Source organism: Methylobacterium sp. 88A, assembly GCF_000376345.1.
GTDB classification, from domain to species: domain Bacteria; phylum Pseudomonadota; class Alphaproteobacteria; order Rhizobiales; family Beijerinckiaceae; genus Methylobacterium; species Methylobacterium bullatum.
The window spans coordinates 3,641,231-3,662,421 of the sequence record NZ_AQVT01000001.1 but is presented as its reverse complement, the minus strand read 5'-3'; the positions used below and the strand labels follow the sequence as shown (position 1 = coordinate 3,662,421).

Below are 21,191 nucleotides of genomic sequence, written 5' to 3'. Positions count from 1 at the left end.
TCTCACCGTTTCGGGAGTTGGCACATGGCTCGTATCACCGCGGATTCCATCATCGAAGGCCTGACCTTCGACGACGTGCTTCTCCGTCCCGCCGCATCTTCGGTGATGCCCACCGAGGTCAGCGTCGCGTCGCGACTGACCCGCACGATCCACCTCAACATGCCGATCCTGGCCTCGGCCATGGACACCGTCACCGAAGCGCCGATGGCCATCGCCATGGCCCAGAACGGCGGCATGGGCGTCATCCACCGCAATCTCGAGCCGCACGAGCAGGCCGAGCAGGTCCGCCTCGTCAAGAAATACGAGTCGGGCATGGTGCTCAACCCGATCACCATCCATCCCGACGAGACCCTGGCCGACGCCTTCTCGCTGATGAAGCAGAACCGCATCTCCGGCATCCCGGTGGTGGAGCGCGGCCCCAACGGCTCGCGCGGCAAGCTCGTCGGCATCCTCACCAACCGCGACGTGCGCTTCGCCACCAACCCTTCCGAGACCGTCGCCGAGCTGATGACCCGCGACCGGCTCATCACCGTGCGCGAGGGCGTGAACCAGGAGGAGGCCAAGCGCCTGCTCCACCAGTTCCGCATCGAGAAGCTTCTCGTCGTCGACGACCATTACCGCTGCATCGGCCTCATCACGGTCAAGGATATCGAGAAGCAGGTGGCCTATCCCGGCGCCGTGAAGGACGAGCAGGGCCGCCTGCGGGTCGCCGCCGCCACCACCACGGGCGATAGCGGGTTCGAGCGGGCCGAGCGTCTCATCGATGCCGGCTGCGACGTGATCGTGGTCGACACCGCCCACGGCCACTCGATCAAGGTGCTCGATGCCGTGCGCCGGGTGAAGCAGCTCTCCAACGCCGTTCAGGTGGTGGCCGGCAACGTCGCCACCCGCGACGGGGCCCAGGCGCTGATCGATGCCGGCGCGGACGCGATCAAGGTCGGAATCGGCCCGGGCTCGATCTGCACCACCCGCATCGTGGCCGGCGTCGGCGTGCCCCAGCTGACCGCCCTGATGGAAGCGGTGGAGGCCGCCGACCGGGCCGACGTGCCGGTCATCGCCGATGGCGGCATCAAGTTCTCGGGCGATCTCGCCAAGGCCATCGCCGCCGGGGCGTCCGTGGCGATGCTGGGCTCGCTGCTGGCCGGTACCGACGAGGCGCCGGGGGAGGTGTTCCTGCACCAGGGCCGCTCCTACAAGAGCTATCGCGGCATGGGCTCGGTGGGGGCCATGGCCCGCGGCTCGGCCGACCGCTACTTCCAGGCCGAGGTCAGCGACACCCACAAGCTCGTCCCCGAGGGAATCGAAGGTCAGGTGCCCTACAAGGGGCCGGTGGCGGCGGTGCTGCACCAGCTCGCCGGCGGCCTGCGTGCCGCCATGGGCTATGTCGGCGCGCCGACCATCCCCGAGTTCCAGGACAAGGCGCAGTTCGTCCGCATCACCAATGCGGGCCTGCGCGAGAGCCACGTCCACGACGTGACCATCACCCGCGAGAGCCCCAACTACCCCAGCCGCGCCTGAGTCCGGTCCGATGTCCGATCCGCGCCACCTCGTGCTCTGGCCCGTGCTGGCGCAGATCGGGCTCACCTTCGGCCTCTATGTCTGGCTCTCCGCGGCGCGCCTCCTGGCGGTGCGTCGCGGAGAGGTGGAGTTCGGGTGTTTCGAGTTCGGCCGCGACGAACCCGCGCCGATCGCCCGCATCACCCGCAACCTCTCCAACCAGTTCGAACTGCCCGTCATCGTTTTCGCCTGCGTCGCCCTCCTCGCGGCCCTCGACCGGGTGACCTGGGTCGATGTCGCCGCCGCCTGGCTCTTCTTCGCCGGCCGGGTGATCCACACCGCCGTCCAGACGCTCACCGACGACGTGCCCCTCAGGGGCAGGGTCTTCGTCATCAACTTCCTCGGCTGCGCGATCCTCGTCGCGCATCTCGGCCTCGTCGCCCTCGGGCGCTGACGCCGCCGCATCGGGATCCCCCATGACCGTCCAGGCCATCCTCGCCCCCGTCTTCGCGCAAGTTCTGTTGATCTTCGTGCTGATGTTCTGGCTGGGACGGGTACGCCTGGCCGAGATCAAGGCGGGTGCGGTGACGGCCGGCGACGTCTCGATGGGACAGCGCAACTGGCCGCCCCGCGCGCAACAGGCCGCCAACGCGTTCTCCAACCAGTTCGAGCTGCCGGTGCTGTTCTTCGCCCTGGTGCCGCTGGCGCTCTACACGAAGAAGGCCGACCTGCTCTGCGTCGTCCTCGCCTGGATCTTCGTGGCGTCGCGCGCCGTCCATGCGGGCATCTACGTCACCTCGAACCACGTCCCCTTCCGTTTTCGCGCCTATACGCTCGGGGCACTGGTGCTGCTGGCGATGTGGATCGTCTTCGCGGTGCGCATCTTTCTGGCGCCGATCGGAATTTGATCGCACGCCTGGAAAACCGCCTCCCTCGTCCGATAAAGAGGGACGCTCATCGAGATTGAGGATCGTCCCATGCGCGTGCTCGTCGTCGGCGCCGGTGCCACCGGTGGATATTTCGGGGCGCGTCTCGTGGAGGCCGGTCGGGACGTCACCTTCCTCGTGCGGCCTGCGCGAGCCGAGACGCTCGCCGCCTCTGGGCTACGGGTGAAGAGCCCGGCCGGCGACATCCATATCGCGGAGCCCGCGACCCTCACCGCTGCCGATCTCGCGGCGGGCAAGTGCGGACGCTTCGATCTCGTTCTCCTCAGCTGCAAGGCCTACGACCTCGACGGAGCCATCGCGGACGTGGCCCCGGCCATCGGCCCCGCGACGCTGGTGCTGCCCGTCCTCAACGGCCTGCGCCATCTCGACGCCCTCGACGCCGCTTTCGGAGCGGAGAATGTCCTCGGCGGGTCCTGCGCCATCGTGGCGACGGTGCGGGGCGACGGTGAGATCCGCATGATGAGCCCGCTCCATTCCCTCACCTTTGGCGAGCGGGCAGGGGGGCGCTCGGAGCGGGTGGAGCGGATCGAGGCGCTGATGCAGGGCGTCGCGTTCCAGGCTCGCCTCAGCGAGACGATGGTTCTCGAGATGTGGGAGAAGTGGTCGTTCCTGGCGACCCTCGCCGGGGCGACCTGCCTGATGCGGGCCACCATCGGCGACATCGTCGCCGCGCCGGGCGGCCTCGCCCTCATCGAGGCGCTGATGGAGGAGTGCCGCCAGATCGCCGAAGATGCCGGGTACGCCCCGCGGGAGAAGGTGATGCAGAACACGCGCACGAGTCTCACCGCGGAGGGCTCGGCCTTCACCGCCTCGATGCTGCGCGACATCGAGAACAAGGCGCGGATCGAGGCCGATCACATCATCGGCGATCTCATCGCCCGCAGCCGCGACGGGGCGCACCCGATGCTCGACCGGGCCTACACCCATCTCAAGGCCTACGAGAACCGCCGCGCCCGCGAGGCCGCCTGAGCGGCGGCCCCGGACAGGCGGACGCTCAGTAGCGCGGAGCCGGGGGTGGTGGCGGCGGATTGCCGTATTCGAGCTGCGTCTTGGCATCGTAGGGGCGCTGCGGCGGCGGCGTCAGGTCGACGGCGGGCGCGGTGGAGCAGGCGGCGACGCTGAGCAGGACGAGGCCCGCGAGAGTGAGTTGGACGATGGGGTACATGACGATTGCGAGGCTCCGGACGTTGACGCAGCGGGCTCGGGCGCAGCAAGGGCACGAGACGAGTCTGGCGCCCTGCCTGTCTGACGGCCGATCGCGCCGGAAGCTCGGCTGTATTGTGTCGGACACCCGCTCAAAGCGTGACCGTATCGCGGCGGTGGCCGTGACCGGTCACGCTTCCCTAACCCTGAGGATTTCGTCCTGACCCCTCCCGCTCGCCTTTCCGCCGCCATCGAAATACTCGCCGACATCGCCGGTCGGCGCCGACCGGCCGCGGACGCCCTCAAGGATTGGGGCCTCGCCCACCGTTTCGCCGGCTCCGGCGACCGCGCCGCCATCGCGAGCCTCGTCTACGACGCCCTGCGCCGGCGCGCTTCTGCCGCCTGGATCATGGGGGACGAGACCCCGCGCGCCATCCTGATCGGCATGCTGAGGCTGCAGCACGGACTCGCGGCACCCACCATTGCCGAGCTGTTCTCGGGCGAGCGCTTCGCGCCCGATCCCCTGACCGATGTCGAGCGCACGGCCATCGCCGAGGGCTCGCTCGCCGATGCACCGCCCCACGTGGCCGGCGACGTCCCGGACTGGATCCTCCCTTCGCTCAGCCACCTGTTCGGCGATACCCTGCTCGAGGAGTTGCGCGCGCTCGCCCGCCGCGCGCCCCTCGACATCCGCATCAACACCCTCAAGCGCGACCGCGAGACGGCTCTGGCCGGGCTCGCGCATCTGGCGCCGGTGGTGACGCCCCATGCGCCGAACGGCCTGCGCATTCCCATCGGCGAGGACGGTCGCGGTCCCGCCTTGCATGTGGAGCCGGAATTCCTCGACGGCTGGTACGAGATCCAGGACGAGGGCTCCCAGATCGCCGGCGCCCTGACCGGCGCGCGCGCCGGCGAGACCGTGGTCGATCTCTGCGCGGGCGGCGGCGGCAAGACCCTCGCCCTCGCGGCCATGATGCGGAACGAGGGACGGCTCATCGCCACCGACGACGATCCGCGCCGGCTCGCGCCCATCCACGACCGGCTGCGCCGCTCCGGTGCCGAGGCCGAGATCCGCACCCCGCGCGGCGGACGCGCACGGGCCGACGTGCTCGGTGACCTCGACGGCACCGTGGACCGGGTGGTGGTCGACGCGCCCTGCACCGGCTCGGGGACGTGGCGGCGCAATCCCGACGCCAAATGGCGCCTGCGCCCCGGCTCCCTCAGCGCCCGCGTCACGGACCAGGCCGAGGTGCTCGACCGGGCCGCCCGCCTGGTGCGGCCGGGAGGGCGGATCACCTACATCACCTGTTCCCTGCTGCGGGAGGAGAACGACGCGGCCATCGACGGCATCCTCGCACGGGCGAATGGCGGGCTGACGGTCCTGCCGGCCGAGACGGTCGCCGCCGACCATGCGCCGGGCCTCGCAGGGGTGGTGCGGTTCACCGAGCACGGCCTGCAGATGAGCCCGGCGCTCACCGGCACGGACGGCTTCTACGTCGCCACGCTGGAACGACGCGGCTGATGCGCCTCGACCGCCGGACATTGGTCGCCGCAGCCGCGGCGATGCTGTCCGGCGGTGCGCAGGCCCGCGCGGAGACGGTTCCGGCTCCGGGCACGAATCTCGACGTGATCGACCTGTGGCCCGGCCTGCCCCCCGGCGGTGGCGGCCCCATCGCGGCGGATGGGCGGTTCGACGAGAGCCGCGACGGGGTGATCAGCAACGTGGCGCGGCCCTGCCTTCTCGTCATGCGCGCGCCCAAACCCAACGGGGCGGCCCTGGTCGTCGCGGCGGGCGGGGGCTATCGCCGCATCGACATCGGCAACGAGGGCATCCCGGTGGCGCGCTGGCTCGCCACCGTGGGCATCACCGCCTTCGTGCTGATCTACCGCCTCCCCGGCGAGGGCTGGGCGGCCGGTGCCGACGCGCCGCTCCAGGACGTGCAGCGGGCGCTCCGCCTCGTCCGGTCGGGGGCCGTGACCTACGGCATCGACCCCGAGCGGGTCGGCGTGCTCGGCTTCTCCGCCGGCGGCCACCTGATGGGAGAGGCGGCCATGCGCGCCTCGGCGGAGACCTATGCCGGGCTCGACGCCAGCGACGCGCTCTCGGCCCGGCCCGAACTCGCGGGGCTGATCTACCCCGTCATCACCCTGCTTCCGCCCTTCGACCGGACCTCCACGAGGCGCATCCTTGCAGGCGACCCGCCCGATCCGGTGAAGGCCTCGGCCTATTCGGTGGAGACGCATGTGCGCGAGAAGGCGCCGCCCACCTTCCTCGCCCAGGCCGCCGACGACCCCATCGCCGTGGTGGACAACAGCCTGCTCATGTATGCCGCCCTGCGCGGCGCCTTGGTGCCGACGGAACTGCACCTGTTCGAGCGCGGAGGCCATGGTTTCGGCCTCGGCGTGCCGGGCTCCCCGGCGGCGGCGTGGTCGGGCCTGTTCCTCACCTGGATGCGGCGGCGCGGGTTCCTCCGGGCGTGAAAGCCGAAGGAATGGCTCCGAGGGGCGAGCCATTCCAGCCGGGCCGTCCCGACACCGAGTCGACGGCCGGAAGGCCGATGCTCAGAAGCAGCGGCGCGTACGCACCATGGTCACCCGCCCATACGGACCCCGACGCTTCGTCACGACCGTCCGGCAGCGGGGGCCCCTGACGACGGTGCGCGAGACGACCCGCACCTGCTCGATCGCGGTGGTGGGCGCCGGCGGGGTCGTGCCGACCAGCGGCAGAGCCGAGGCCGAGCCGATGCCGGCGAGGGTAAGGGCTGCCAGTCCGAAGAGGGTTGTTCTCATCGCGCGAGGCTCCTGTCTGTTTGAGGGACGGGAGGAGTTGCGCGGGTTGGATGAATCCGAGGTTAACGGTCCCGCCCGGAGCCCTCCGCCGGGCAGGGCCACGTTCAACGCATGTGGGCGGCGCGCGGTCTGCGGAACCTGCGCGTTGCACGGCGGCAGGGCCTCGTCTAACTCCGAACTATGAATACCGACCACGACAAGATCCTCATCGTCGATTTCGGCTCCCAGGTGACCCAGCTCATCGCGCGGCGGGTGCGCGAGGAGGGGGTCTATTGCGAGATCGTCCCCTTCACCAAGGCGGCGGAGGCCTTCGCCGAGTCGAAGCCCAAGGGCGTGATCCTGTCCGGCGGCCCCGAATCGGTGACGAGCGACGCCTCGCCCCGAACGCCCCAGGTGGTGTTCGATTCGGGCGTGCCGGTCTTCGGCATCTGCTACGGCCAGCAGACCATGGCGGCGCAGCTCGGCGGCGAGGTCGAGGGCGGACACCATGCCGAGTTCGGCCGCGCCGAGATCGAGATCATTTCGGACTGTCCCCTGTTCAAGGGCGTCTGGCATGTGGGCGAGCATTATCCGGTCTGGATGAGCCACGGCGACCGGGTGACCAAGCTCCCCGACGGGTTCACCACCGTCGCCCTGTCGAAGAACGCGCCCTTCGCGGCGGTGGCCGACGAGTCGCGCAACTACTACGCGGTCCAGTTCCACCCGGAGGTGGCGCACACCCCGCACGGCGCCCTGCTGATCCGCAACTTCGTGCGCGACATCGCCGGCTGCACCGGCGACTGGACCATGGGCGCCTATCGCGAGGAGGCCATCGCCAAGATCCGCGAGCAGGTCGGCAAGGAGCGGGTGATCTGCGGCCTGTCGGGCGGCGTCGATTCCTCGGTGGCGGCGGTGCTGATCCACGAGGCCATCGGCGACCAGCTGACCTGCGTCTTCGTCGATCACGGCCTGCTCCGCATGGGTGAGGCCGACGAGGTCGTGCGGCTGTTCCGCGACCATTACAACATCCCCCTCGTCCATGTTCAGGCGCAGGAGCTGTTCCTCGGTGAGCTCGAAGGCGTCAGCGACCCGGAGATCAAGCGCAAGACCATCGGCCGCCTGTTCATCGACGTGTTCGACGAGGAGGCCAAGAAGATCGGCGGCGCGGCCTTCCTGGCGCAAGGTACGCTCTACCCGGACGTGATCGAGAGCGTGTCCTTCACCGGCGGCCCCTCGGTGACGATCAAGAGCCACCACAATGTCGGCGGCCTGCCCGAGCGCATGAACATGCAGCTCGTGGAGCCCCTGCGCGAGCTGTTCAAGGACGAGGTCCGGGTGCTCGGCAAGGAGCTCGGCCTGCCGGAGGCCTTCGTCGGCCGCCACCCCTTCCCCGGCCCCGGCCTCGCCATCCGCTGCCCCGGCACCATCACCGCCGAAAAGCTCGAGGCGCTGCGGAAAGCCGATGCAATCTATCTCGACGAGATCCGCAAGGCCGGTCTCTACGACACGATCTGGCAGGCCTTCGCGGTGATCCTCCCGGTGAAGACGGTGGGCGTGATGGGCGACGGCCGCACCTACGACCACGTCTGTGCGCTCCGCGCGGTCACCTCGGTCGACGGCATGACGGCGGATTTCTACCCCTTCGACATGGCCTTCCTCGGCCGCGTCGCCACCCGCATCATCAACGAGGTCAAGGGCATCAACCGGGTCACCTACGACATCACCTCGAAGCCGCCCGGCACCATCGAGTGGGAGTGATGTCAGTCTCCACCGACATTGCGCCGGATCGTTCCACAAGCCGCTTGACGACGTTGCTGATGATGTTGGTGTCCAAGAGATAGCGCGTCACAGGTCGACCTTACGTCCCTCTTCACGGGGGCGGGAAAGATCTAGTTCCGCATTCACCGGCGGAGAGCGCCGTAAGGCGGCGAGGATACGTCGAGTCTTGGCCGGAGCGCGAGCGATCGACTGGCTGACGGTCGCGCGAAGCTTCGAGGCCTCGGACGTGTCCTCGGACTGACGTCTGGGAAGCGACCGGATGAGGTCGCGATCTGCGTCCCGGCCAAGCACTTTGAAACGCGCGAGGCCGCGCTCGCCAAGGCGCGAGCGATATTTCCGGATGGCGCGTTTCTGCGAGCTTTCCATCATCGGCTCCGGATATCTCCAGTAAAATATCTGGAGCGAGAGCGGGCAGCAAGGTCGCGTGGTCGGCTAAGGGGGCGGTCGGGGTCCATCGGACATCCGTCCGACTCGACGCCGGGTGTAGGCGTGGCATCTCTCGCCCCTTGAAGGCCCCGCCTTCCCGCGAACCCGTCGACGGTGGCCCGGACCGTCGGCGCCGTCATCGTGCCGGAGTGGATGATGAACGCAGTGAAGCTCGTCTGGATTCTGTTGGCGCTCACCTGTGCGGCCAGCGAAAGCAGGGCCGAGCCGCTCGCGGGTCCATCGGCTCCCGGGGGCGGGACCATACCGGGCGCCGCGGCACTCGACGACATTCCCGTCTCGACCGTGGCCCTCGGCGGCTTTCCCTATTTCACGCTGCCCACGGGCTACCAGCCCGTGAACCCGCCCGAGACGCGCGATTTCGGGCATTTCCCGTTCTGGACGGGCACCGCGCTCCACGACGTCGACGGCAAGGTGTTCCTGTCCCTCATCGGCGCCAAGGACGGTAAGACCTACTCGTCCTATGAGTTGAAGAAGAACATCGAGGCCGTGCTGACCCAGGCCGGTGCTCGAAAGCTCACCGACAGCCAGATGCCCGCGTCAGTGACCGATACCCTGCCGGAGGAGGTCAAGATGGGCATGTATGAAGGCCTCGGTAACGTCTACTCCGAACGGACGCAGACATGGGTGATCCGCCGCCCGGACCGGCAGATCTGGGTGCATTTCGTCCCCGGCAGCAGCAACGCGAGCTGGACCATCCTCGAGACGAAGCCGTTCGCCCAGACCGCCTCCCTGCTGCCCGCCGAGCAGCTGAAGCAGGACATCGACAAGACCGGGCGGGCGGTGATCCATGTCAACTTCGCCACCGACAAGACCGAGATCCTGCCGGATTCCGCGGCTCAGATCGAAGCGGTGACGAGCCTGCTGAATTCGAATCCCGGTCTCAAATTGGCGATCAACGGCTACACCGACGAGACCGGCTCCGCCGGGCACAACCAGTCGCTCTCCGATGGCCGCGCCAGGGCGGTGATGGCCAGGCTCATCGCGTCGGGCGTCGCGAAGGATCGGCTGAGAGCCAAGGGCTTCGGGGCCGCCAGCCCGGTCGCCTCCAATGGTAGCGAGGAGGGCAGGGCGAAGAACCGGCGCGTGGAACTGGTGAAGTTCTGACACGGAAACGTGGGGTGCCGCCGGCCCGGGAGGTCGTCTCCACCGGTACGGTCTCGGTGACGAAGTCCGCCTTACGCCGGATAGGGGCCGGCCGTGATGACGATGCGCTCCCGGCTCATGGCCAGACCTTGATCGCCAGGGGCCGGCGGACGAGGTCGCGGTCCGAGGTCACCTGGCAGCCCTCCCGGCGTAGCGTCACGTAGGTGAGGAGGGCGGTGTCGCCCACATCGTCGAAGTTGCGGCCGGTCGCCTGCGGATCGAGGATCGACGGATAGGCGATGAGGTCGCCCTGGGCCGCGCAGGGATCGTCGTAGAGCGTGGCGCCGGCGAGGAGCAGGCGCGGCTGATCCCAGGTCAGGAGATCCTGCGAGGTCGTCCAGTAGAAGCCGGATTGCGGAACCTTGGCGCCGGCCGCGGCCATGAAGACGGCGATCCAGGCCCCCGTGCCGCGATGGCGCACCATCGCGCCCACCGGCAGGCCGAACGGCTCCAGCGGCTTGCACGGTTCGGAGAGCAGGGTCGGCTTGGTGTAGGGGTCGGGGAAGGCGGCGGTGAAGCCGAGCCCGGTCCAAGCGCGCCAGCGCGTCGGGTCGGAGGGCGTGTCGGTGCGGAACAGGCAGGCCCCGGCGGATTGCTCGCCGCCGCCGGACGACCAGCCCGTGGTGGCGATCAGCACGTAGCGCCAGCGCCCGTCCGCGACGATGTTCGACGGATTGAAGAATCCCCGCTGCCGGCCCTGGCCCACCTCCTGGCGGAACGGCGCTCCCGCCACCACCACGGGGGGCCTGGCGCGGTTGAAGCTGCGCCCGCCATCGCCGGAGGAGGCGGCGACGATCGTATTGTACCAGCACTCGATATAGACCTTCGAGCGGCAGCGGCCCTCGTGCTCGTTGGCCTGGTACTCGTGGTGGAGGAGGGCCGAGACCGCCTTGCCGTCCTCGGTCCATGTGGCCGTGATCCAGGAGCGGTCGTCATAAGCCGCCGGATCGGCCTTCTCGCCGGAGTCGAGCACCACGGTGCAGTCGAGCGTCAACTGGTCGAGGCTCGGACCGCGCATGGCCCGGTTGCGGTAATGCATTCCGAACAGGGCGACGCTGCCCGATGCGTCGCGGAAGGCACGGGCGGAGGCGTCCGGCACATCCGCCCCGTCGCAGGCATCGCGCCCGGCCCTGAAGATCGTCGTCGGCGGACCGACGAGGGTGAGGGCGGACAGCGGCGGTTCGGATCGCGCCGCGACGGCGTGCGGGAGCAGGACGAGCAGGAGGAGAGCGAGGAGCCGCGTCATCGGGTGAGCCTGGACATCGGCCCGAGTTTGGGTTTTGAACAATTACAGTCTGCTTCACCCGGCCTGGCGCGGCTTCCGCGATCCACAGGCGCGATTCGAAGGCGTTCCATGCTCATCCTCATCCTCGGCCTCGTGCTGTTCCTCGGCACGCATGCCTTCTCCATGTTGAGGACGAAGCGCGCGGGCGTCATCGACGAGGTGGGCGAGAGCCGGTTCAAGCTCGGCTATACCGTTCTGTCGATCGTCGGCATCGTGCTCATCGCCTATGGTTTCGGGCAATACCGCGCGGATGGCTACATCCAGGTCTGGAACCCGCCGGTGTTCACGCGCCATCTCGCGCTGCTGCTGACGCTCCTCGCCTTCATCGCCCTGGCCTCGGCCTACCTGCCCGGCCATATCCGGGCGCGGGCCAAGCACCCGATGCTGCTGGCGGTGAAGATCTGGGCGACGGCCCATCTCCTCGCCAATGGCGACCTCGGCTCGATCCTGCTGTTCGGCAGCTTCCTCGCCTGGGCGGTGATCGCCCGTATCAGCGCCAAGCGCCGCGCCCTGTCGGCCGGTGCGGTGGCCGCCCAGCACGGCGCCGTCGCGGCTCCGGCCGGCTGGCGCAACGACGCGATCGCGGTCGTGGTCGGCTTCGTCGTCTGGTTCGCCTTCGCCAAATACCTGCATCAATGGGTGATCGGCGTCTCGGCTTGGCCTGTCCCGGCCTGAAGCAGGCTGCATGGCCAGTCGCCAAGCCGGCCTGGCTGTGCTAGGCGCCGGGCTTGGTTTTCCTCAAGGCCGTCGATCGTATCGCGGTCGGCGTGAGACGACATGGCCGAGAACAACGAGTTTATCCGCGAGGTCAACGAAGACTATCGCCGCGATCAGGTCGCTCAGATCTGGAAGCGCTACAGCGGTCTCATCGTCGCCGTGGCGATTCTCGTCGTGGCCGGCGTCGGCGGCTATCGCTACTGGCAGCACGACCAGCGGGTCCGCGCGGAAGCCGCGTCCGAGAAGTTCGAGGCCGCCAATCGCCTCGCCAAGGACGGTAAGGGCGCCGAGGCCGACAAGGCCTTCGAGGCGCTGGAGGCCGAGGCTCCCGGCGGCTACCGGATGCTGGCCCGCTTCCGCTCCGCCACCGAGACCGCCAAGCGCGACGCCACCGCGGGTGCTGCCGAGTACGATGCGCTGGCCGCCGACACCAAGCTCGGCGACGGCCTGCGCGACTTGGCGCGCCTGCGCGCTGCCCTGATCCGCCTCGATCAGCCGAACCCCGATCCGGCCCTCGCCAGCCTCCAGGGGCTCGCCGCCCCGGCCGGCGCGTTCCGCCACACCGCCCGCGAAATGCTCGGCCTCGTGGCGCTGAAGCGCGGCGAATACGATGCCGCCGGGCGCTGGTTCGACCAGATTATCTCCGATCCTCAGACGCCGGCCAATCTTCGCCAGCGCATCGAGGTCTATGCCGCCCTCGTGGCCGGCGGCCCGGTCACCGTGACCGCGGCCCCTGCGCCTGAGCCGGCCGCACCCCCGCCCGTGACGCGCTGAGCCAGTTCCGGCACGCCGCCTGCACGACGAATTTTCTCCGTACGACGACTGAATCGAGACCACCATGGACATGCCGACCGTCGCTATCGTCGGACGGCCGAATGTCGGCAAGTCGACCCTCTTCAACCGGCTGGTGGGCAAGAAGCTCGCCCTCGTGGACGATCGCCCCGGCGTGACCCGCGACCGGCGCGAGGGTGATGTCAACTTCGGCGGATTGGTGTTTCGCGTCATCGACACGGCGGGGCTCGAACAGGCCGATGCCGATTCGCTGCTCGGCCGCATGCGCGCGCAGACCGAGGCCGCGATCCTCGAAGCCGACGTCGTGCTGTTCGTCATCGATGCCCGCGCCGGCATCCTGCCGGCCGACCAGCCCTTCGCCGAACTGGTGCGACGCGCCGGCTGCCCGGTGGTGCTCGTCGCCAACAAGGCCGAGGGCGGCACCGGCCTGTCCGGCGCCTACGAGGCGTTCTCTCTCGGGCTCGGCGATCCGATCCCGTTCTCGGCCGAACATGGCGAGGGCATCGGCGAGCTGCATGACGCGCTCACCGAGGCTCTGCCCAAGCTCGACGACGAGGACGAGGAATACGACGACGACCCGTCGAACCGTTCGCTCAAGGTCGCCATCGTCGGCCGCCCGAATGCCGGCAAGTCGACCCTGATCAACCGGATGCTCGGCGAAGAGCGCCTGCTCGTCGGCCCCGAGGCCGGCATCACGCGGGATTCGATCTCCCTCGACTGGGAATGGCGCGGCCGCCGCATCAAGCTCCACGACACCGCCGGCATGCGCCGCAAGGCCCGCATCGACGACAAGCTCGAAAAGCTCGCCGTGTCGGACGGCCTGCGCGCCGTGCGCTTCGCCGAAGTGGTGGTGGTGCTCCTCGATGCCACGATCCCGTTCGAGAAGCAGGACCTGACCATCGTCGATCTCATCGAGAGCGAGGGTCGCGCCCTGGTCATCGGCCTCAACAAATGGGACCTCGTGGCCGACCAGCCGGGCCTGCTGAAGAAGCTGCGCGAGGATTGCACCCGCCTGCTGCCGCAGGTGCGCGGCGTCTCCGTGGTGCCCCTCTCGGGCCTCGCCGGCGACGGCATCGACACGCTGATGAAGGCCGTCACCGAGACCTTCGAGGTCTGGAACAAGCGCATCTCCACCTCGAAGATCAACGACTGGCTCAACGAGGCGACCCAGCGCAACCCGCCGCCGGCGGTGGCGAGCCGCCGGATCAAGATCCGCTACGCCACCCAGGTGAAGAGCCGCCCGCCGCACTTCGCCCTGTTCGGCAACCAGCTCGACGGGCTGCCGAAATCCTACACCCGCTACCTCGTCAACAACCTGCGCGAGGCCTTCGACCTCCCCGGCGTTCCGATCCGGCTCTCGCTACGCACCTCGAAGAACCCGTTCGACAAGGAGAACAAGGGCTGAGCCTCACGACCCGCAGGTCGTTTCACTCAGCCAATCGACCACGTCGTCCAGCCCCTGCCGATTGGTGCGGCCCGTCTCTCGGGCGGCTTCGAACACCGCGATCTGGCGGTCGGCGCTGGTGCCCTCGCGAACGATGGTGCGTGCCCGTTCCACCTCTTCGCCGCAGCCGAGCGCGTCGGCATCCGCGTCAATGAGGGCCAGCATCGCGTCGAGGGCGTCGGCGAAGGGGAGGGCGTCTTCGCTGGCCTCGTCGATGATCTCGGCCTCCGTGCCGCTGCGTTGGGCGCGCCACAGGTTCTCTTCAGCCAAAGCGCGGGAAACGCCGTCGAGATCGGCGTTGAGGTCGGGCCGGCGCACGACACAGCGCACGAGGCAGCGGAAGAGTGCCGCCACCGTGAGCGCGTCCTCCAGCCGTGTGCAGGAATCCGCCACCCGCAATTCGAGGGTCGGGAACTTGATCGACGGGCGCAGGGACCACCACAGGAAGCTCGCATCCTGGATCGAGCCGGCTCGCGTCATGATACGGACGTAGCGCTCATAGGCGTCGGGGTCCGAGAAGAGCTGCGGCAGTCCGGTGCGCGGCAGCTCGCCGAAAGCGCTGAGACGGTAGGCGGTGAGGCCCGTCGGCTTGCCCTGCCAGAAGGGGGACGAGGCCGAGAGCGCAAATAGCAGCGGTTGGAACGGCAGCAGCCGGTTCATCAGGTCCACCCGCCCCTGCGGGTCGGGCACCTCCACATGCACATGCATGCCGCAGATCAGGCTGCGCCGTCCCGCCATTCCCACATCCCGCAGGATGCCGCGATAGCGCTCGCCCTTCGTCGGCAATTGCCGCGCCCAATCGGACACCGGATGGGTGCCGGCGGCAAAGAGCAGAAGCTCGTGGTCTTTCGCCAGACGGCCGAGGGCGTCGCGCTGACGTCCCAGGATCTCACGCGCCTCGCTGAACTCCGTGGAGGGCGGGGTGCAGACCTCCACCTGACACTGAAGCATCTCGCGCCCGATTTCGGGCAGACGCTCGCTCGCCTCCGTATGGAACGGCTTCACCGACCGCCGCGGCGTCCCTCGCGTCTCGGCATCGGCCAGGAAATATTCCTCCTCGATGCCGAAACGGTAGCTGTGCGCGGTCATGGAGGTTTCCTGCGGTGGATTAGCATCAACTCGCAGGAGGCGTCGTCGTTGCCGTCAGGTCCGCAGCGCCCCGCCCACCAACCACGCCGGGTCGAACCAGCGGTCCGCCTCGCCGTCATAGGGCAGGCGGGTGATGTCCCAGTTCTGGATGTACTTGGCGTAGACGTTCCAGACCGTGATGCCGCCGCCGACGAAGATGCGCCGGCCCGGATAGCGCTTGAGCACCTCTTCCGGATCCTCGTGGCTGCGGATGACGTCGATGGTGCGGTCCTTGAAGGCGAAGTCCGGCACCGAGGCCACGGTCTTCGGCCCGGCGATCAGCACGTGCCCCATGGTCAGCGCGAAGAAGCGCGTCACGTCCTCGACGAAGAGCGGATCGGTGTTGCCCTCCCAGGGCAGCTGCCCGTTGAGGCCCAACTGGCCGCGCAGGCCGATGGCGCAGATGCAGCGAACGTCGATCATGATGGAAACCTCGATGAAGGCGGGTCACTCCCTCCACCGACCTCATCCTGAGGTGCCGCGAAGCGGCCTCGAAGGAGGGCTCCAGATCGCGCTGCGGGTGCTGGAGCCCTCCTTCGAGGCCTGCGCTTCGCTTCGGCGCCTCAGAATGAGGTGGAGGGTGGGGTTGTGAGGGGCAGGGAAGCTAAGCCGCCATCTGCGGCGTCAGCACGCGGTCGCTGGGGAAATCGTAGATCTTGCCCGATTGATCCCAATCCGGGCTCGCGAGCCGCACGAAATGCGGAGCGAGGTCGCCGGGAGTCTTGAGTGTGGTCTCGTCTTCGCCCGGCATCGCCGCCTTGCGCATGGAGGTGCGCAGAGGGCCGGGGTTGAGGAGCATGGCCTTGATGGCCGTCGTCTCGGTCTCCGCCGCATAGGTCCGCACCAGGGCATCGAGGGCCGCCTTCGAGACCGAATACGGTCCCCAATAGGCCTTGCATTTCTGCGACGCGCCGGAGGTGACGAAGATGGCGCGGCCCGCATCCGACATCCGCAGCAGCGGGTCCATCGAGCGCAGCAGGCGCCAGTTGGCGGTGACGTTGATGTCCATCACCTGCGACCAGGTCTTGGGCGTCACGTGGCCGAGGGGCGTGAGATTGCCGAGGATGCCGGCATTGCCCACGACCACGTCGAGCTTCCGCCAGCGCTCGTGGATGCTGTGACCCAGCCGGTCGATCGCGTCGAAATCGGTGAGGTCGAGGGGCACGAGCGTCGCGCTCGATCCCGCCTGTCGGATCGCGTCGTCCAGCTCTTCCAGTGCCCCTTGCGTCCTGGCGACGGCGACGATGTGCGCGCCGGCCTCGGCGAGGGCCAGGGCCGCCGCCCGGCCGATGCCGCGCGAGCAGCCGGTGACGAGGGCGATGCGGCCGTCGAGGGGCTTCGTCGTCATGGGTCGGATCAATCCGCTTCGGCGAGCATCGCGAGACGCTTCGGCCCGGCGATGGCGAGGTCGGTCAGGCCGGTCGGGTAGTCGCCCGTGAAGCAGTGATCGGTATATTGCGGGCAGGATTCGTTGCGGCTCTCCTCGCCCATGGCCTTGTACAGGCCCTCGATGGAGAGGAAGGCCAGGGAATCCGCGCCGATATAGCGGCGCATGCCTTCGAGATCATGAGTGGCGGCCAGCAGCTTCTCGCGCTCGGGCGTGTCGATCCCGTAGAAATCCGGATAGGTGATCGGCGGCGAGGCGATGCGGAAATGCACCTCCTTGGCGCCGGCCTCGCGCATCATCCGCACGATTTTCACCGAGGTGGTCCCGCGCACGAGGCTGTCGTCCACGAGGACGATGCGCTTGCCCTCCACCACGGCGCGGTTGGCCGAATGCTTCATCCGCACGCCGAGCTCACGCACCGACTGGGTCGGCTGGATGAAGGTGCGCCCGACATAGTGGTTGCGGATGATGCCCATCTCGAAGGGCAGGCCGGTCTCCTGCGCGAAACCGAGCGCCGCCGGCACGCCGGAATCCGGCACCGGGATCACCACGTCGGCGGCGGTGGCGGATTCGCGGGCGAGTTCGTGGCCGATATTCTTGCGGACGGAATAGACGCTCTTGCCGTTCACCACGGAATCCGGCCGGGCGAAGTAGATGTATTCGAAGATACAGGGGCGCATGGGCTGCGCCGGCGCGAACCGGATCGATTCGATGCCCTCCTCCGAGATGACGACAATCTCGCCGTTCTCCACGTCGCGGATGAACTTCGCGCCGATGATGTCCAGTGCACAGGTCTCGGAGGCGAGGATGTAGCGACCGTCGAGTTCGCCGATGACCAGGGGGCGGATGCCGAGGGGATCGCGAGCGCCGATGAGCTTCTTGTTGGTGAGCGCCACGATGGCGTAGGCGCCTTGGACCTGGCGCAGTGCCTCGGTGAAGCGCTCGACGATGAGCGGCGCGCGGCTGCGGGCAGCGAGGTGCAGGATCACTTCCGTGTCGGAGGTCGACTGCGTGATCGCGCCGTCGCGGACGAGGTCGCGGCGGATGGAGAGGGCGTTGGTGAGGTTGCCGTTATGGGCCACCGCGAGGCCGCCGCTGGCGAGTTCGGCGAAGAGCGGCTGGACGTTGCGGAGGATCGTGCCGCCCGTCGTCGAGTAGCGCACATGGCCGATGGCGGCCGAGCCTTCGAGATGCTCGATGGTGGAGCGGTCGGAGAACGAATCGCCCACGAGGCCGGGCCGGCGCTCGGAATGGAAGATGTGCCCGTCGAAGGAGACGATGCCCGCCGCCTCCTGGCCCCGGTGCTGGAGGGCATGGAGCCCGAGGGCCACGATGGCCGAGGCGTCCGGATGGCCGAAAATGCCGAAGACGCCGCACTCCTCGCGCAGCGTGTCCCCGTCCCGGTCCAGCCCATCCACCACGTCGACCGAATGGCGGGCGCTCGCGCTGCGTGCTGACATCTGGTTCTGCGATCCTAAGGTGGCCCGCCGCTGCCGAGTTCGGCACCGTCCACGGACCGGCTTGCATCCTGCGACCGTTTTATGACGACGGCCGCTTGCTGCAAGAAGCCGTCATTTAGTCGGCCTTGGCCCAGCAACCAAGCGGCATGCCACGCAGATCAGACGCGCTGCGTGAGAAGGTCAGCGCCGGGCCGGCGACTCGGTGCGGCGTTGGGCGGGTGCCGCATCGCCGTCGGCCGCCGGTTCGGCGGGGTCGACCACATCGCCCTTGGACTTTTTGAACTGCTTGAGGAACCCTTCCGGATTCTCGGGCAACTGCGCCACCAGGGCGTCCCCCGATTTCTCGAGCATCGGACGGCTGCGGGCCTGGGCCGCCCAATCGGGCATCTTGCCCTGGACCAGCCAGGCCAGGAACACCCAGCCGATCACGCAGATGAGGAAGCCGCGCCCCGCGCCGAAGACGAGCCCGAGGGACCGGTCGATCGCGCCGATGCGCGAATCGAGGATCATGTCGGAGACCTTCACCGTGATGATCGAGACGATGATGAGCGTCGCGAGGAAGATGGTCGCGATGGAGGCGACCAGCGCCACGGTGGCGTTGGAGACGTGCTGGCTCACGGTGGGCAACAGCAGGGGATAGAGCTTCCAGGCGACCGCCGCGGCGGCGACCCAGGCGACGATGGCCAGCACCTCGCGTGTCGCCCCGCGCACGGCGGCCAGCAGGGCCGAGATGACGACGATGCCGAGAACGGCCAGATCGAGAACGGAAAACGGCATTTAAGGCTATGGTCGCACGGGGCAGAGGGGCTGACGATCGCCGGCTCGTGCGGCTCCCCCTCGCCGCCGCGCCTGTATATCCTGCGGAATCTCGGCCGTCACCCTCCGGTGCGGAAGACCGGCCGAGTTGGGGGGAACGCCGGGCTGTCGTCCTCGAACATTGGCGGTCGGCCCGTTTCCGAGGGAGCACGCATGGTCGAGCCGCGCCGCCACCATCTCGTCCCGATCGCGGGGCTGTTCAGCGCTACGCTGATTATGTCGTTGATCCTGGCCGGCAAGATCGTCAGCGTGGGCGGTGTCACCTTTAGCGCGGCGGTGATCGTGTTTCCGTTGTCCTACGTCTTCGGTGACGTTCTGACGGAGGTCTATGGCTATGCCAGCGCGCGTCGGGTGGTATGGGCCGGCTTTGCCGCACAGCTGATCTGGATCGCCGCCTACGTCCTCGCGGCGTCCCTGCCGCCGGCACCGTTCTGGCCGCACCAGACGGCCTTCGAGACCATCCTCGGCTCGACTCCGCGCGCTGCTTTTGCCGGCATGACAGCCTATCTCGCGGGTGAGTTCCTCAACTCGTATGTGCTCGCACGGATGAAGCTGCGCACGGAAGGGCGGCTCCTCGCCCTTCGGCTCGTGGCGTCGACGGTGGTCGGCCAGGGCGTCGACACGACGATCTTCGTCCTCCTCGCCTTCGGCGGCGTGTTCGCGGCCGGAGATCTCCTCCACATCATCCTCGGCGCCTGGCTGCTGAAGGTCGCGTGGGAAATCGCCGCCCTCCCGCTCAGCCTGCCGCTCATCGCCTGGCTGAAGCGCGAGGAGGGCGAGGACCATTTCGACCGGAATACGGACTTCAACCCGTTCCGGCTCAAGGAGTGAGGCGACGTCTATTCGTCGTCCTCGTATTCGTACCGCGCCGGGTTGCGCTCGGGCCGGCCGCGTTTGGGCGCGCCGCTGGCGATGCCGGCCACCAGATCGGCGATGTGGCGCAGGGCCTCCGTGGGCAGGGAGCTGTCGCCGATCTCGTTGCGGCCCTGCGGCGTGACGGCCTTGGCGAAGCCAAGCTTCAGCGCCTCCTTCAGCCGCGACGGCGCCTGTGCCACCGGGCGGATGGCGCCGGAGAGACCGATCTCGCCGAAATAGACGGTCTCGCCCGGCAGGGCCGCGCCCGACAGCGACGAGACCAGGGCGGCCGCCACGGCGAGGTCGGCCGCCGGCTCCGTGATGCGCAGGCCCCCGGCGACGTTGAGATAGACGTCGTGGGTGCCGAGCCGGATGCCGCCATGGGCCTCCAGCACCGCGAGCACCATGGACAGTCGGTTGGGATCCCAGCCGACCACGGCGCGGCGCGGCGTGCCGAGGGAGGAGGGCGCCACCAGGGCCTGGATCTCCACCAGCAGGGGCCGCGTGCCCTCCATGCCGGCGAAGACCGCCGTTCCCGGCGCCGCGTGGTCGCGTCCCGCGAGGAAGAGCGCGGAGGGGTTGGGCACCTCGGCGAGGCCGCGGTCGGTCATCTCGAACACGCCGATCTCGTCGGTGGGGCCGAAGCGGTTCTTCACCGCGCGCAGAATACGGAAGTGATGGCCCTGGTCGCCCTCGAACGAGGCCACGGCATCGACCATGTGCTCCACCACGCGGGGGCCGGCGATCTGTCCGTCCTTGGTCACGTGCCCGACGAGGATCACCGCCGTCCCGGTGGTCTTGGCGAAGCGGATCAGCGATTGGGCCGAGGATCGGACCTGGGTCACCGTGCCGGGGGCGGATTCCACCGTCTCCGTCCACATGGTCTGGATCGAATCGATGATGGCGAGCGCCGGCGGCCGGCCCTGGCTCAGGGTCTCGACGATGTCCTCGACATTGGTCTCGGCGGCGAGATCCACCGCCGCGCTCGACAGGCCGAGGCGTTCGGCCCGCAGGCGCACCTGCGCCACCGCCTCCTCGCCGGAGATATAGACGACGCGCTCGCCGGTGCGCGCCATGGCGGCGGTGGCCTGCATCAGCAGGGTCGATTTGCCGATGCCGGGATCGCCGCCGAGGAGGATCACCGAGCCGCGCACGAAGCCGCCGCCGGTCACCCGGTCGAGTTCGCCGATGCCGGAGGGAATGCGCGGCGCCTCCCGCGCCTCGCCGGTGAGCCCTTCGAGGGGGAAGATGCGCCCATGCGACCGGCTCGGCCGCGTCTTGACCGGACCGGCCTGCGGGCCGCTCGCGCCCGTCTCCTCGACGATCGTGTTCCAACCGTTGCAGGCCTCGCATCGCCCGCGCCAGCGATTGTAGACGGCGCCGCAGGATTGGCAGACGAAGGTCTGGTGGATCTTGGCCATGATCGCCTTTTGAGTGGATCGCCGCTCGAAGAGATTGAGCACCGTTATCCGCCGATCCAACACACGACCTCATCCTGAGGTGCCGGAGCGGAGCGCAGGCCTCGAAGGAGCTTTCCAGTTCGCTTTGCCGGATCTGGAGGCCTCCTTCGAGGCCCGCTGAC

The 21,191-nt window shown here is 68.7% G+C and carries 22 protein-coding genes; 12 read left to right on the top strand and 10 right to left on the bottom strand.

Going from position 1 to position 21,191, the window contains the following annotated elements:
* Positions 1-24 precede the first annotated feature (24 nt).
* The 4 genes from guaB (at position 25) to panE (ending at position 3,413) form a co-directional block, all read left to right on the top strand.
* On the top strand, positions 25-1,518 hold the full coding sequence (guaB, locus tag A3OM_RS0117535) for an IMP dehydrogenase (RefSeq protein WP_018045077.1): 1,494 nt from the start codon (positions 25-27) through the stop codon (positions 1,516-1,518).
* 10 nt (positions 1,519-1,528) lie between these two features.
* Positions 1,529-1,951: an MAPEG family protein gene (locus A3OM_RS0117530; protein WP_018045076.1), complete on the top strand. Its 423-nt coding sequence runs from the start codon at positions 1,529-1,531 to the stop codon at positions 1,949-1,951.
* A gap of 22 nt (positions 1,952-1,973) precedes the next feature.
* Complete coding sequence (locus A3OM_RS0117525; RefSeq protein WP_018045075.1) at positions 1,974-2,405, top strand: MAPEG family protein; 432 nt, start codon at positions 1,974-1,976, stop codon at positions 2,403-2,405.
* Between the two features lie 69 nt (positions 2,406-2,474).
* Entirely contained in the window at positions 2,475-3,413 is a 939-nt protein-coding gene (gene panE, locus A3OM_RS0117520; protein WP_018045074.1) for a 2-dehydropantoate 2-reductase, read from the top strand.
* Between the two features lie 25 nt (positions 3,414-3,438).
* On the opposite strand, the gene A3OM_RS26185 is transcribed toward panE, so the two are convergent.
* Positions 3,439-3,609, bottom strand: a complete 171-nt coding sequence (locus A3OM_RS26185; protein WP_018045073.1) for a hypothetical protein — start codon at positions 3,607-3,609, stop codon at positions 3,439-3,441.
* A gap of 198 nt (positions 3,610-3,807) precedes the next feature.
* On the opposite strand from A3OM_RS26185, the gene A3OM_RS0117505 reads away from it, so the two are divergent.
* Complete coding sequence (locus tag A3OM_RS0117505) at positions 3,808-5,109, top strand: RsmB/NOP family class I SAM-dependent RNA methyltransferase (protein WP_081612687.1); 1,302 nt, start codon at positions 3,808-3,810, stop codon at positions 5,107-5,109.
* Positions 5,109-6,068, top strand: coding sequence for an alpha/beta hydrolase (locus A3OM_RS0117500; protein WP_018045070.1), 960 nt, complete (start codon positions 5,109-5,111; stop codon positions 6,066-6,068). The genes A3OM_RS0117505 and A3OM_RS0117500 overlap by 1 nt, the downstream gene beginning before the upstream one ends.
* 81 nt (positions 6,069-6,149) lie before the next feature.
* Here A3OM_RS0117500 and A3OM_RS0117495 read toward each other — a convergent pair whose 3' ends face one another.
* Positions 6,150-6,377: a hypothetical protein gene (locus A3OM_RS0117495; RefSeq protein WP_018045069.1), complete on the bottom strand. Its 228-nt coding sequence runs from the start codon at positions 6,375-6,377 to the stop codon at positions 6,150-6,152.
* A gap of 180 nt (positions 6,378-6,557) precedes the next feature.
* Between A3OM_RS0117495 and guaA the strand changes: the two genes are divergently transcribed.
* Positions 6,558-8,114, top strand: coding sequence for a glutamine-hydrolyzing GMP synthase (guaA, locus tag A3OM_RS0117490; RefSeq protein ID WP_018045068.1), 1,557 nt, complete (start codon positions 6,558-6,560; stop codon positions 8,112-8,114).
* Positions 8,115-8,201: 87 nt separating this feature from the next.
* On the opposite strand, the gene A3OM_RS0117485 is transcribed toward guaA, so the two are convergent.
* Complete coding sequence (locus A3OM_RS0117485; protein WP_026176153.1) at positions 8,202-8,501, bottom strand: hypothetical protein; 300 nt, start codon at positions 8,499-8,501, stop codon at positions 8,202-8,204.
* Positions 8,502-8,675: 174 nt separating this feature from the next.
* Between A3OM_RS0117485 and A3OM_RS0117480 the strand changes: the two genes are divergently transcribed.
* Positions 8,676-9,686, top strand: coding sequence for an OmpA family protein (locus tag A3OM_RS0117480; protein ID WP_018045066.1), 1,011 nt, complete (start codon positions 8,676-8,678; stop codon positions 9,684-9,686).
* A 115-nt stretch (positions 9,687-9,801) separates the two neighbouring features.
* Here the strand turns inward: A3OM_RS0117480 and A3OM_RS0117475 are convergent, their stop codons facing one another.
* Entirely contained in the window at positions 9,802-10,971 is a 1,170-nt protein-coding gene (locus tag A3OM_RS0117475; RefSeq protein WP_018045065.1) for a hypothetical protein, read from the bottom strand.
* 108 nt (positions 10,972-11,079) lie between these two features.
* Between A3OM_RS0117475 and A3OM_RS0117470 the strand changes: the two genes are divergently transcribed.
* The 3 genes from A3OM_RS0117470 (at position 11,080) to der (ending at position 13,924) form a co-directional block, all read left to right on the top strand.
* Positions 11,080-11,685, top strand: a complete 606-nt coding sequence (locus A3OM_RS0117470; RefSeq protein WP_018045064.1) for an NnrU family protein — start codon at positions 11,080-11,082, stop codon at positions 11,683-11,685.
* A gap of 102 nt (positions 11,686-11,787) precedes the next feature.
* The gene (locus tag A3OM_RS0117465; protein WP_018045063.1) at positions 11,788-12,501 is read left to right on the top strand and encodes a tetratricopeptide repeat protein; all 714 of its coding nucleotides are present in this window, start codon (positions 11,788-11,790) and stop codon (positions 12,499-12,501) included.
* 64 nt (positions 12,502-12,565) lie between these two features.
* Positions 12,566-13,924: a ribosome biogenesis GTPase Der gene (gene der / locus A3OM_RS0117460; protein WP_018045062.1), complete on the top strand. Its 1,359-nt coding sequence runs from the start codon at positions 12,566-12,568 to the stop codon at positions 13,922-13,924.
* 3 nt (positions 13,925-13,927) lie between these two features.
* On the opposite strand, the gene A3OM_RS0117455 is transcribed toward der, so the two are convergent.
* The 5 genes from A3OM_RS0117455 to A3OM_RS0117430 form a co-directional block, all read right to left on the bottom strand.
* Positions 13,928-15,052 carry a carboxylate-amine ligase gene (locus tag A3OM_RS0117455; protein WP_018045061.1) on the bottom strand — a complete coding sequence of 375 codons (1,125 nt, stop codon included), beginning with the start codon at positions 15,050-15,052 and terminating at the stop codon, positions 13,928-13,930.
* A 54-nt stretch (positions 15,053-15,106) separates the two neighbouring features.
* Positions 15,107-15,514 (bottom strand): dihydrofolate reductase, encoded by a 408-nt coding sequence (locus tag A3OM_RS0117450; protein ID WP_018045060.1) that lies wholly within the window; start codon positions 15,512-15,514, stop codon positions 15,107-15,109.
* Between the two features lie 181 nt (positions 15,515-15,695).
* Positions 15,696-16,439 carry an SDR family NAD(P)-dependent oxidoreductase gene (locus A3OM_RS0117440; RefSeq protein WP_018045058.1) on the bottom strand — a complete coding sequence of 248 codons (744 nt, stop codon included), beginning with the start codon at positions 16,437-16,439 and terminating at the stop codon, positions 15,696-15,698.
* Between the two features lie 8 nt (positions 16,440-16,447).
* Entirely contained in the window at positions 16,448-17,938 is a 1,491-nt protein-coding gene (purF, locus tag A3OM_RS0117435; RefSeq protein ID WP_018045057.1) for an amidophosphoribosyltransferase, read from the bottom strand.
* 180 nt (positions 17,939-18,118) lie between these two features.
* The gene (locus A3OM_RS0117430; RefSeq protein WP_018045056.1) at positions 18,119-18,715 is read right to left on the bottom strand and encodes a CvpA family protein; all 597 of its coding nucleotides are present in this window, start codon (positions 18,713-18,715) and stop codon (positions 18,119-18,121) included.
* A gap of 192 nt (positions 18,716-18,907) precedes the next feature.
* On the opposite strand from A3OM_RS0117430, the gene A3OM_RS0117425 reads away from it, so the two are divergent.
* Complete coding sequence (locus A3OM_RS0117425) at positions 18,908-19,585, top strand: queuosine precursor transporter (protein ID WP_018045055.1); 678 nt, start codon at positions 18,908-18,910, stop codon at positions 19,583-19,585.
* 8 nt (positions 19,586-19,593) lie between these two features.
* On the opposite strand, the gene radA is transcribed toward A3OM_RS0117425, so the two are convergent.
* A complete protein-coding gene (gene radA, locus A3OM_RS0117420) occupies positions 19,594-21,030 on the bottom strand; it encodes a DNA repair protein RadA (protein ID WP_026176151.1) in 1,437 nt (478 codons plus the stop codon).
* Positions 21,031-21,191 lie beyond the last annotated feature (161 nt).